Origin of the sequence: uncultured Bacillus sp. (assembly GCF_958411575.1) — a bacterium.
GTDB classification, from domain to species: domain Bacteria; phylum Bacillota; class Bacilli; order Bacillales; family Bacillaceae; genus Bacillus; species Bacillus spizizenii.
Map to the genome: position 1 here is coordinate 94,602 of NZ_CATYRA010000012.1, position 12,270 is coordinate 106,871.

12 protein-coding genes, 2 pseudogenes and 1 other annotated feature are annotated in these 12,270 nt (G+C 46.2%); of the genes and pseudogenes, 12 read left to right on the forward strand and 2 right to left on the reverse strand.

Annotated features, from left to right (window positions below; genetic code table 11):
- Position 1 precedes the first annotated feature (1 nt).
- The 9 genes and pseudogenes from gudD (at position 2) to Q5C82_RS17745 (ending at position 9,095) form a co-directional block, all read left to right on the forward strand.
- The gene (gudD, locus tag Q5C82_RS17705; protein ID WP_003223806.1) at positions 2–1,369 is read left to right on the forward strand and encodes a glucarate dehydratase; all 1,368 of its coding nucleotides are present in this window, start codon (positions 2–4) and stop codon (positions 1,367–1,369) included.
- Positions 1,370–1,438: 69 nt separating this feature from the next.
- Positions 1,439–2,140, forward strand: a complete 702-nt coding sequence (locus Q5C82_RS17710; RefSeq protein ID WP_003223808.1) for a FadR/GntR family transcriptional regulator — start codon at positions 1,439–1,441, stop codon at positions 2,138–2,140.
- Between the two features lie 92 nt (positions 2,141–2,232).
- Positions 2,233–3,765 (forward strand): galactarate dehydratase, encoded by a 1,533-nt coding sequence (gene garD / locus Q5C82_RS17715; RefSeq protein ID WP_003223810.1) that lies wholly within the window; start codon positions 2,233–2,235, stop codon positions 3,763–3,765.
- Between the two features lie 276 nt (positions 3,766–4,041).
- Entirely contained in the window at positions 4,042–4,962 is a 921-nt protein-coding gene (gene mphK / locus Q5C82_RS17720; protein WP_003223811.1) for a macrolide 2'-phosphotransferase MphK, read from the forward strand.
- Between the two features lie 56 nt (positions 4,963–5,018).
- Positions 5,019–5,266: a binding site (T-box leader), on the forward strand.
- Positions 5,267–5,361: 95 nt separating this feature from the next.
- A pseudogene (locus Q5C82_RS17725) lies at positions 5,362–5,523 on the forward strand (tryptophan RNA-binding attenuation protein).
- Positions 5,524–5,754: 231 nt separating this feature from the next.
- A complete protein-coding gene (ycbL, locus tag Q5C82_RS17730) occupies positions 5,755–6,435 on the forward strand; it encodes a two-component system response regulator YcbL (RefSeq protein ID WP_080334851.1) in 681 nt (226 codons plus the stop codon).
- A gap of 1 nt (position 6,436) precedes the next feature.
- Positions 6,437–7,372, forward strand: coding sequence for a HAMP domain-containing histidine kinase (locus Q5C82_RS17735; protein WP_003223816.1), 936 nt, complete (start codon positions 6,437–6,439; stop codon positions 7,370–7,372).
- 94 nt (positions 7,373–7,466) lie between these two features.
- Entirely contained in the window at positions 7,467–8,390 is a 924-nt protein-coding gene (locus tag Q5C82_RS17740; protein ID WP_003223819.1) for an ABC transporter ATP-binding protein, read from the forward strand.
- 18 nt (positions 8,391–8,408) lie between these two features.
- Complete coding sequence (locus Q5C82_RS17745; RefSeq protein WP_079996494.1) at positions 8,409–9,095, forward strand: ABC transporter permease; 687 nt, start codon at positions 8,409–8,411, stop codon at positions 9,093–9,095.
- 19 nt (positions 9,096–9,114) lie between these two features.
- Here Q5C82_RS17745 and Q5C82_RS17750 read toward each other — a convergent pair.
- Together Q5C82_RS17750 and Q5C82_RS17755 are read right to left on the reverse strand one after the other, a co-directional pair.
- Positions 9,115–9,177, reverse strand: a pseudogene (locus Q5C82_RS17750) (hypothetical protein); the annotation flags it as partial.
- A complete protein-coding gene (locus Q5C82_RS17755; protein ID WP_003223823.1) occupies positions 9,149–9,535 on the reverse strand; it encodes a YndM family protein in 387 nt (128 codons plus the stop codon). The gene Q5C82_RS17755 and the pseudogene Q5C82_RS17750, both read right to left, overlap by 29 nt.
- Before the next feature lie 114 nt (positions 9,536–9,649).
- On the opposite strand from Q5C82_RS17755, the gene Q5C82_RS17760 reads away from it, so the two are divergent.
- The 3 genes from Q5C82_RS17760 (at position 9,650) to Q5C82_RS17770 (ending at position 12,233) form a co-directional block, all read left to right on the forward strand.
- Positions 9,650–10,885 (forward strand): serpin family protein, encoded by a 1,236-nt coding sequence (locus Q5C82_RS17760; RefSeq protein ID WP_003223825.1) that lies wholly within the window; start codon positions 9,650–9,652, stop codon positions 10,883–10,885.
- 82 nt (positions 10,886–10,967) lie between these two features.
- A complete protein-coding gene (gene cwlJ, locus Q5C82_RS17765; protein ID WP_003223827.1) occupies positions 10,968–11,396 on the forward strand; it encodes a cell wall hydrolase CwlJ in 429 nt (142 codons plus the stop codon).
- 105 nt (positions 11,397–11,501) lie between these two features.
- Positions 11,502–12,233 carry a VWA domain-containing protein gene (locus Q5C82_RS17770; RefSeq protein ID WP_003223829.1) on the forward strand — a complete coding sequence of 244 codons (732 nt, stop codon included), beginning with the start codon at positions 11,502–11,504 and terminating at the stop codon, positions 12,231–12,233.
- Positions 12,234–12,270: the final 37 nt, after the last annotated feature.

Here is a 12,270-nt window from a genome sequence, read left to right on the forward strand (position 1 = left end):
GATGAGTTCACCAATACAAGAGCAGGTTCAAAAAGAAAAGAGATCGAATATTCCCTCAATTTGTGAGATGAAGGTGATTCCTGTTGCGGGACATGACAGCATGCTGCTGAATCTGAGCGGCGCACACAGCCCATTTTTTACCCGGAATATCGTGATCTTAACTGACAGCAGCGGAAATCAGGGTGTTGGCGAAGTGCCCGGCGGAGAACAGATATGCCGCACACTCGAGCTGGCAGAGCCGCTTGTTGTCGGGAAATCCGTTGGTGCGTACCAGTCGATATTGCAAACCGTCAGAAAGCAGTTTGCCGATCAGGACAGGGGAGGACGCGGCATTCAGACGTTTGATTTGCGTACCACGGTGCATGCCGTCACAGCGCTGGAAGCGGCTTTATTAGATTTGCTTGGAAAGTTTCTTCAAGAACCGGTCGCGGCTTTGCTTGGCGAAGGGAAGCAGCGTGATGAAGTGAAAATGCTTGGCTACCTCTTTTACATCGGCGATCGAAAGCGGACGACCCTGCCGTATCAAAGCGATGAGCAGTCAGATTGTGGGTGGTTCCGTCTTCGCCATGAGGAAGCACTGACCCCAGAGGCTATTGTACGTCTTGCTGAATCCGCTCAGGAGCGCTACGGCTTTCAGGATTTCAAGCTGAAAGGCGGGGTGCTAGGGGGAGAGGATGAAATCGAAGCTGTCACCGCATTGGCGAAACGTTTTCCGGAGGCAAGGATCACTCTTGATCCAAACGGGGCATGGTCATTAGAGGAAGCTATTGCATTATGCAAAGGAAAGCATGATGTGCTCGCGTATGCGGAAGATCCGTGCGGGGATGAGAACGGCTACTCCGCCCGAGAAGTAATGGCTGAATTCCGCCGCGCGACAGGGCTTCCGACTGCGACAAATATGATTGCGACCGACTGGCGGGAAATGGGTCACGCGATCCAGCTTCATGCGGTGGATATTCCGCTGGCTGATCCACATTTCTGGACGATGCAGGGTTCGGTGCGGGTTGCGCAAATGTGCCATGATTGGGGTTTGACATGGGGCTCCCACTCCAACAACCACTTTGATATCTCTCTTGCGATGTTTACCCATGTGGCAGCAGCGGCTCCGGGACGCATCACGGCGATTGATACCCATTGGATCTGGCAGGACGGGCAGCGTTTAACGAAACAGCCTTTTGAGATTTCTGATGGCTGCGTCAAGGTGCCGACTAAGCCTGGTCTTGGCGTTGACATTGATATGGAACAAGTGGAAAAAGCGCATGAACTCTATCGAAAAATGAATTTAGGCGCACGGAATGATGCGATCCCTATGCGGTTTCTGATCAGCAACTGGGAGTTCGACCGGAAACGCCCGTGTCTTGTGCGATAAGTTTGATTGCAAATATTGTCATATCTGCTATTTTGTCTTACAATTGAACAACTGAAGGGAGAGTTGTTCGTGTACGAAGGTTTAGAAGATCTGAAAGTCGATACAGTCAATCGAAAAACATTAGCCAAGCAGGTCATTGAACGGATTGTCCATTTATTATCGAGCGGACAGTTAAAGGCTGGAGACAAATTGCCGACAGAAATGGAACTGATGGACATTTTGCATGTCAGCAGGCCGGTGCTTCGGGAGGCGCTGAGTTCACTTGAAACACTGGGCGTCATTACGAGAAAAACCCGCGGCGGCACGTATTTCAACGATAAAATCGGCATGCAGCCATTTTCCGTCATGCTTGCCTTGGCCACTGATAATCTTCCGGCTATCATTGAAGCGCGGATGGCGTTAGAACTCGGACTTGTGACGATTGCCGCGGAAAAAATCAATGAGGATGAGCTTCAGCGTTTGCAGAAGACAATCGACGACATTGCCAACAGCACTGACAATCTTTATGGTGAAGCAGATAAAGAATTCCATCGAATTATTGCATTAAGTGCCAATAACCCCGTTGTTGAAGGGATGATTCAGTCCCTGCTGATCACCCATGCGAAAATTGACAGCCAGATTCCGTACAGGGAGAGAGATGTAACGGTCGAATATCACAAAAAAATCTACGACGCTCTTGCTAAAAGAGACCCTTACAAAGCGCATTACCATATGTATGAGCATCTGAAATTTGTCCGTGACAAAATTCTGAAAGGCATGGATGAGAAATAATTGTAGTGACAGCCGCAGTTGAACCGAAAGAGCTGCGGTTTTTTTGAACCGGTTTAGAAAACGCTTACTATGATATGAGGAGTGATTTTCGTATGGCGATGAACCTTAGGCAGAACCAAGCGCCCCTTTACATTAAAGTGAATGAAAAAGATAATACGGCGATTATTGTCAATGACGGAGGACTGCCAAAGGGCACTGTTTTTTCATGTGGGCTCGTACTTGAAGAGGATGTCCCTCAAGGCCATAAGGTGGCCTTAACCGACCTGAATCAAGGAGATGAGATCGTGCGTTACGGGGAGGTGATCGGATTTGCCGATGAGACGATCAAACGCGGGAGCTGGATAAGGGAGTCCCTCGTAAGAATGCCCGCTCCTCCGGCTTTAGACGATCTTCCTCTCGCAAACAGAGTGCCCAAACCGCTGCCGCCTCTTGAAGGCTACACGTTTGAAGGGTATCGAAATGCGGACGGCAGTGCGGGGACGAAAAATATTCTCGGTATCACCACAAGTGTTCAATGTGTCGTTGGCGTTTTGGATTATGCAGTCAAACGGATAAAAGAAGAGCTGCTGCCAAAATATCCAAACGTTGATGACGTTGTACCGCTGCATCATCAATACGGATGCGGCGTGGCGATCAATGCGCCGGACGCTGTCATTCCGATCCGCACGATTCAAAATCTGGCGAAGCATCCGAACTTCGGCGGAGAAGTAATGGTAATCGGATTAGGATGTGAAAAGCTCCTCCCGGCAAGAATTGCCTCTGAGAATCAGGATGACATTCTATCGCTCCAGGATCACCGTGGTTTTGCGGCGATGATCCAATCCATTTTAGAAATGGCGGAGGAACGGTTAATCAAGTTGAACAGCAGAACCCGTGTGACCTGCCCTGTTTCTGATCTTGTCATTGGCCTGCAATGCGGCGGCAGTGATGCGTTTTCGGGTGTGACGGCGAACCCTGCGGTGGGGTATGCAGCTGATTTATTGGTTCGCGCAGGTGCGACGGTTTTATTTTCTGAAGTGACAGAGGTACGGGATGCGATTCATTTATTAACGCCGCGGGCTGTGAGTGAAGAGGTCGGACATTCGCTGATCGAAGAGATGAAGTGGTATGACAGCTATCTCCGGCGGGGGGAAGCGGACCGAAGTGCGAACCCGTCACCAGGCAATAAAAAAGGCGGGTTATCCAATGTGGTGGAAAAAGCGTTAGGCTCGGTAGCCAAATCGGGCACAAGCCCCATCTCCGGCGTGCTCGGCCCAGGTGAAAAGGCGGAGCAAAAAGGCTTGCTGTTCGCGGCGACACCGGCAAGCGATTTCGTGTGCGGAACCCTTCAGCTGGCGGCAGGCATGAATCTGCAGGTTTTTACGACAGGAAGGGGAACACCGTACGGCCTGGCCGCTGCACCGGTGCTAAAAGTATCGACACGGCATTCATTATCAGAGCATTGGGCGGATTTAATCGATATCAATGCCGGACGAATCGCGACAGGAGAGGCAAGTATCGAAGACGTAGGCTGGGAAATCTTCAGGACGATTCTTGATGTGGCGAGCGGCCGCAAACAAACGTGGGCAGAACGTTGGGGCCTTCATAATGATTTGTGCTTATTTAATCCTGCCCCAGTGACTTGAATCAATGTTCTAGTAGATCAAAAATGGAATATGATGTAAAATGATAAGCGACATACAAAGAACGGAGGGGTTACAGCATGGCATTCATTAGATTCCGATTGATTCGAATTCAATAGTGAATGACTCTCGCCTGGATGCGGAGAATCGGGATGAATCTGCCTATGTATGAGCCCTTATATAGTCATCAAAAGAGGGTCGCGATGCGGCCCTCTTTTTTAAAGCTTCAAAACATCCCTTCTCTCTACGACAGGCGGAGTATGAGAAAGGGGAAAAGAGATGACAAACCAGAACGAGAAAAATCTTATCACTGAGATTGTCGCGCTTGCACGCAGCCAAGGTTTGGCGGTTCACTCTGAAAACGCACAATTGAATGAGACCGGAATGGATTTTCAAGTTGTATTTGCCGAGGACGATACAGGTATGTCATGGGTGCTGCGAAAACCGCGGCGAAGTGATGTTGTGGAAAGAGCAGCTTCAGAAGGCAGAACGCTTGCCTTTCTCCGCGCGAATCTTACAGCTAATGTGCCGGATTGGAACATTCATACACCGGAATTGATCGCTTACCCAATGTTGGAAGGAACGCCAGCCGCTGGGGTTGATTTGGAACAGAAACAGTATGTATGGAATATGAATCATCAGCCGCCGTCTGACGACTTTGTTCATACACTTGCCGAGATACTGGCAGAATTACATGGCATGGATCAAACATCTGCCGGCCAATCCGGAATAGAAGTGATTATGCCAGAAGATTTCAGGCAAATGACAGCTGAATCGATGGTTGATGTAAAGAATAAGCTAGGCGTATCTAAGCAGCTGTGGGAAAGATGGCAAACGTGGATCAATGATGATGCATACTGGCCGGTTTTCTCCACGCTGATACACGGCGATCTCCACCCGCCGCATATCCTTATCAATCAAAGCGAACAAGTAACAGGCCTTCTAGATTGGACAGAAGCCAAAGTCGCCGATCCCGCAAAAGATTTTATCTTTTTTCAAATGCTGTTTGGGGAAGAGGAAACCGCCCGTTTGCTTGAATACTATGATCAAGCAGGCGGCCGCATATGGGCGAAAATGCAGGAACACATCTCAGAGATGCAGGCGGCATACCCGCTGGAAGTTGCCAAGTTTGCTCTGCAGACACAGCAGGAGGAGCACATCAAAATGGCGCTGGAAGCACTTGGCGTAAAATCGGATTAAGAATTGACTTCTTTAAATTAACCGAGTATTATAAATTTTACTAACAAAAGAACGGATCAACAATCGTGAGGAAGAGTAAGTACGCAGCAGTGTGGAGGTTCAGAGAGTCGGTGGCAGGTGTGAACCGACCCTCCCCTGATGCTGAATGGGCTTCTGAATTGCTTTGCTGAACGGTTAGTAGGCGAAGCCGGGATTCTCTCCCCGTTACCAAGAGAGGAGTATCGAAACGGATGTTTTCTGTACTGAGAGTGAACAGCTGTATAGCTGTTAATAAAGGTGGTACCGCGAGACCCTCGTCCTTTGCATAGGACGGGGGTTTTTGTGTTTCTTAAAGGAGGTGACGGCCAATGGATGATGGCTGGTGGTGCATAACAGATCAATAGGAAAGGAGGATGTCAAATGGTCATTGCAACTGATGATCTTGAGGTCGCATGTCCTAGATGTGAAAGAGCGGGAGAAATCTAAGGAAAACCTTGCTCGGCCTGCAGCGGGAAAGGTGTTATTCTGACTGCTCAAGGATATACGCTTTTGGATTTTATACAAAAGCATTTGAACAAGTAAATAGAGAGAAGAGTAAGCTTCGCGAGGCTGCTGTAGGTAGGGTTTTTGGGGTTATCTCAGTCGTCTCCACTATGATTCCCTTTGCTCTGACAATGCATGGAATATAGAAAACTGGTATCAGGAAAAAATAAATAATTTTTGTAAAACACACACGTTTTTCAATTACAATAAGTGTAATCACGTGTGTGTTTTTTGATTTTACAAAGGTTAGGTGAGAAGATGCAACGCATATTGCTTGTGGAGGACGATCATTCAATCAGTGAAATGGTGGATCATTATTTAACAAAAGAAGGCTTTGAGATGGTGCATGCTTTCGACGGAGAAGAAGGTATCCGGCTGTTTAAGCAGGATTCATACGATTTGATTCTCCTTGATATCATGCTCCCGAAGCTGAACGGCATGGATTTTCTGAAAATCATCCGGGAAAAAAGCAATATTCCGGTTTTGATGATTTCAGCAAAAGACGGAGATGTAGACAAGGCATTGGGACTGGGGTTTGGGGCGGATGATTATATCGCCAAACCGTTTTCCATGATTGAGCTGACGGCCAGAGTAAAAGCCGCGATACGGCGGGCGACGCAATATTCGGCGGAGGAACCGGCAGAGAATAAGGTGATCCGGATTCACCAGCTTGCGATAGATATAGACAATGTCTCGGTTTTGAAAAATGGAGAACCGCTTCAGCTGACGTCTACAGAATGGCAGCTGCTGTGCCTATTTGCGGCAAATCCTAAAAAAGTGTTTACGAAAGAACAAATCTACCGTTCCGTCTGGAATGAAGAGTACTTTGGCGATCAAAACATCATTAATGTACATATGCGGCGGCTTAGGGAAAAGATTGAAGACGATCCCTCTTCACCTCAATATATTAAAACGTTATGGGGCATCGGTTATAAATTAGGAGAGTTTTAGAATGACAGTGTTATGGATGGCCGCTGTCATCATTCTGGTATGTCTGAATGTCATTCAATTCATGATGAAAAAGAAGCGGGACAGGAATCTGGCATACACGGCAGAGCAGCTTGGCGCCATGCTCAACCGGGATTCGGCAGGGCAAATTTTGCTTCATACAGATCATCAGGCGCTCAAAGACTTGCTTGTCAACATCAACCTATTCGTTGAGGATCGTCAGCAGATCAGCGCTCAGTTTGCCAAAACAGAGCAATCCATGAAGCGGATGCTGACCAATATGTCGCACGACCTGAAAACGCCATTAACGGTCATTCTCGGTTATATCGAAGCCATTCAAAGTGACCCGGACATGCCTGACGAAGAGCGGGAAAGGTTACTGGGGAAGCTCCGCCAGAAAACAAATGAGCTCATTCAGATGATCAATTCCTTTTTTGATTTGGCAAAATTAGAATCTGAAGATAAAGACATTCCAATCACCAAAATACATATGAACGAAATATGCAAACGAAATATCCTGCACTATTATGATGCCGTTCAATCAAAAGGCTTTCAAGCAGCCATCGATATCCCGGATACGCCGGTGTATGCCCACGCAAATGAAGAGGCACTGGACAGAATCCTGCAAAACCTATTATCAAATGCGATTCAATATGGCGCGGCCGGCAAGTTTATCGGCATGACGCTGTCGTATGATGAGACGAGCATTGCCATCACCGTATGGGATCGGGGAAAAGGAATCAGTGAAACCGATCAGCAGCGTGTGTTTGAGAGGCTGTATACACTTGAAGAATCCAGAAATAAAGCATTTCAAGGAAGCGGTCTCGGTTTAACCATCACGAAACGGCTTACAGAAAAAATGGGAGGCACCATATCCGTTCAAAGCAAGCCGTACGAACGGACTGCATTTACGATCACATTGAAACGAATGACATATTAACAAACGTAAGAATGTCTTAAGATTTGAGAAATAAAAATGACAGGGCTCGCCGCTACAATAGAAAACAGGAAAAGAGAGGGAAGGAGAAACAAAGTTGACTTATATCGTACAAACAAACGGACTGACCAAAACGTATGGGGGCAAAGAAGTCGTATCCAATGTCAGCATGCATATTAAAAAAGGCGAAATCTATGGTTTCCTCGGCCCGAACGGAGCGGGTAAAACAACCATTATGAAAATGCTGACGAGCCTTGTTAAACCGACAAGCGGTGAAATCAGTATCCTAGGGAACAAGCTCACCCACACATCATACGAGGTGCTGGGGAACATTGGCAGCATGATTGAATATCCGATTTTTTATGAAAACCTGACTGCAGTAGAAAATTTGGATCTGCATTGTGAATACATGGGGTACCACAATAAAAAAGCCATTCAGGAAGTGCTGGATATGGTGAATTTAAAACAAATCAACAAGCAGCCTGTCAAAACATTTTCGCTCGGGATGAAGCAGCGCCTAGGGATTGCGCGTGCCATCCTCACGAAGCCGGATCTGCTCATTTTGGATGAGCCGGTAAATGGTCTTGATCCTCTCGGTATCAAAAAGATCAGGCAATTATTTCAAGTGCTGAGCAAAGAGTACGGGATGACGCTGCTGATCTCAAGCCACTTGCTGAGTGAAATCGAACAAATTGCGGACACGATCGGCGTTATTCGGGACGGCAGGCTGCTTGAAGAAGTGTCAATGGAAGATGTCAGAGGCCAGAACACTGAATACATCGAGCTTGTCACACCGAATCAGACAAGGGCCTGCTTTGTGCTGGAGAAAGAACTGCATGTAACTAACTTTAAAATCTTAAATGAGAAAACGATTCGAATTTACGAGGCTGAAGCCTCTCAGTCTGCCATATCCAAAGCGTTGATTTTGAATGATGTAGAGATTGAATCAATGAACAAAAAGTATACGTCGCTGGAGGATTATTTTATCAACTTGATCAACGGCAACAGGATCGGTGCGTAAAGGAGGAGAGACAGGTTGATGAATTTGATCAGAATCGAATTAAGAAAAATGAAGATGGGCTGGTATGTCAGAGGTGCCCTCATTGCCAACTTGATCATCATGGGCTTTTTGTGGCTGATCTGTTATTCAGAAAAAGCCGATAGCGGGGTTTCGTTCCAAAGCATGGAGGAAGCGTTTCTCATCATCGGCACTTTTGTCAGAGCGGTATTTATCGTTTTTGGTGCAGTGCTGATCGCAAAATTGGTGATTTCGGAATATAAAAACAAAACCATTCTTGTAATGTTCACGTACCCGATCAGCCGGAAAAAGCTGCTCACTGCTAAGCTCATGATTGCGGGCGGACTGACGTTTATCACGATTTTACTATCAAATATACTCATAGCCGTCGGTTTCTTTTGGCTCAACTCGATCTACCATTTCATACCGGGAGAGCTTACTTCCGAAATCATTTCTCAGCAGGCGGTAAAAATGGCGGTTTTCGCTTTTGGCGCCGCTGGAACCAGTTTAGTTCCCATCTTTTTTGGGATGCGTAAACACTCGGTTCCGGCAACCATCATATCATCTGTAGTGATTGTGATGCTCATCAGTTCAACAAACCCTGGTTTCTCCATTTCGTCTGTTGTTTATATCCCATTATCTTTGGCAGCTTTCGGTTTGGTTTTTTCCTACATGGCGATCAGGAACGCAGACAAGCAGGATGCGTAAACAAAGGCGCCAATATTTATAAAAGGCCGATGCTGCCAGCACCGGCCTTTCTATTATGAATCTGTTCTTGTTTCAAGATAATGCTTCTTGCCAATTTCTTTGCTCATCATATAGAAATGGAAGCAATATTCACCGATTGCCATGGCGATCGCGCCAAATAAAGCCGCCAATGCAACTTCACCGCCAGTCATCCCCATAGAAAGCGGCATGCCCATTAGCCAAATGACGAGAAAGGCCAGACCGAAATCAGCTAAAGTCGCAATCATATTATTCCATCTCGGCAATACATAAAGATCGCCCAGCAAATAAGAAATAACCCCTAACACAAGCGTCATTAAGAGCGTATCACCAAACGTGAAACCAAAGCCCAGACCTAGCACTAGATACAGCACAATAATCGTCATAATACCTTTAATCGCGAGCGCTTTCACATGTGTCATTCCAAAGTTCCTCCTTTTGTTATTTTGATTTGTTATGTATGATTCCTCAAATGCATAAAGTTAAACCTAATATTGTGTTTTTTACAGTCCATGTAAAGGGAGTGAGTTGTTTATATGAAAGGAAAGCTGCTCACAGTGATGCTGCTATTTATGCTTTGCGGAGGAGGCTGCAAACCTGTTGAAGAACCGGCATCATCTGCTCGATCACCTTTCCCATCTGATTCTGCAAAAACCAAAGCCTACAATATTCATAAGGGTTTTATTGAAGCGGAGCGTAGATTCGGAACCGAGTTGTTTCAAAACATGTCAGATAAAGACGGATTAACGGACAATCTGCTGATTTCCCCATACAGCTTACAGCAGGTGTTGATGATGACTGCAAATGGAGCGGAGGGAGAAACATTAAAAGAAATCAAAGCTGCTTTATATGTATCGGGCCTTCATGACAGCGCCATAAATGAGTCATCGTTCGCGCTCGTGAAAAGGTTTGGGTCTTTGCCAAAAGGCGATCTGCTGACGGCTAATGCCGTATGGTCAAAGCTTGAAGCAAAGCCAGACTTTAAACAAACGATTAAACAATTCTTCTCAGGCAGTGTCTTTAAAATGGATGACAATATTCAGACTGCAAAGAACTTGATCAATCAGTGGATGGCTCACCAAACGAAAGGGCATATTGACGACATCGCGGATCATCTTTCAACGGAAGCTGTTTCTCTTTTGGTAAATGCCGTCTATTTTCAAGAAAAGTGGGCGCTGCCGTTTGACCAGAATGTGACCGCTGAGGAGCAATTTTTTCTGCCTGACGGCTCGGCCAAAAAACTGCTGATGATGAAGCAGACTGCACGCTTTGCTTACTTAGAAAATGAACTGTTCCAAGCAGTCAAGCTTCCATATGAAGATCAACAGCTTTCGTTCACTTTATTTCTGCCGAAGAAAACGCCGGCTTCTTTCATGTCTCTTTTCACAAATCAACACATAAAAGCATGGGACAGCGCATTTCAGCCAAAAACTGTGAAGCTGAGCATGCCCCGTTTTACACTGAAAGGGCAGTATAACGTAAAACGCGCTCTTTACGAAATGGGAATGAAATCCGTCTTTTCCGCTGCCGACTTTTCCAGAATGTTTACTGAAGGCAGCGGTGTTTCAATCGATGATGTAAATCACCACACTTTTATCAAGGTGGATGAATCAGGAACCGAGGCTGCGGCTGCCTCGTCAGTGGAAATTGTTGAGTCTGCAATCGCGCCAGACGTTACCTTGACGGCCAACCGCCCATTTTTCTTTGTCATCACAGATGAACAAACAACAAGCCTTTTGTTTTTAGGCTTTGTCGCAAACCCAAATGAATAAATATAAAAACTTCTCCTGTCCCTCCGTCATCACTTTTGAAGTACTGAAATATGATGAAAGGAGATCAAGGGGAGGTGACGTGATGGCGGTCGTAAAAGCAACGAGTGCGGATGTCGATTTGCTGGCAAGGCTGCTCAGAGCTGAAGCGGAAGGCGAAGGTAAGCAGGGGATGCTGCTTGTCGGCAACGTCGGTATTAATCGGCTGCGGGCAAATTGCTCAGATTTTAAAGGCCTCCGCACCATCAGGCAGATGATTTATCAGCCGCACGCGTTTGAGGCTGTGACTCATGGATATTTTTATCAAAGGGCGCGGAATAGCGAGCGTGCCCTTGCACGCCGGTCGATTAATGGTGAAAGGGTCTGGCCTGCAAAATTTAGTTTGTGGTACTTCAGGCCGGAGGGAGACTGTCCGCCCCAGTGGTATAACCAGCCGTTTGTGGCCAGATACAAGTCACACTGCTTTTATCAGCCGACGGGGGAAACGTGTGAAAATGTATATAACACATTTTAGAGGCAGGACGCCGTTCAAATTGAACGGTGTTTTTCTTTGATAAGAGATACAATGGAAAATATTCTTGTGAGATAATCGAAGAAAAAGAGCTACGGAGATGACAGAATGGCAACAATCGACCTGCAAAAGAAAAGCGTAAAGATCGTACTGGAGAAAAAGCAATTAACGAAGGTGGCGGCTCGTGTCGGACTGGTGCTTGATATTACGGGTTCAATGAGAACGCTCTACAAAAACGGGACGGTTCAAAATGTGGTGGAGCGGATTTTGGCTGTGGCTGACCAATTTGATGACAACGGCTTGCTGGATATATGGGTGTATGATAACGAATTCTCCCGATTACAGCCAGTCTCTGAAAAAGATTTTTCTGGCTATGTCGACCGTGAAATTTTGAATAATGACCGCTTGCATAAATTCGGCAGAAATGATGAGCCGCCGGTCATGAAGGACGTGCTGCGTAAATATATTGTGGAGGAACCGAGTTCATATCCCGCTTTCGTCGTTTTTATTAATGACGGAGGATGTAAAAAGTCGATCAAACCGATCATTGAAGCTTCCTCTGATAAACCAGTGTTCTGGCAGTTTATCGGCGTTGGAAACGGAAACTTCGATTTTCTCAATAAACTAGATACGTTAGAAGGACGTGCTGTTGATAACACGAGCTTCCTGCATATCGAAGAGATTGACCGCATTTCTGATGATGAGCTTTATGACGCTCTGCTTACTGAATTTCCATTTTGGCTGAAAGAAGCGAAGGAAAAAGGAATTGTAAGAGAACAAGAGCCTCCTGCTGAAAAACCGAAAAAGAAGGGCTTTTTCAGCAGATTATTTTCAAAATAACTGATATTGCACTGAGTCATTCTGCGAAATGGCTCGG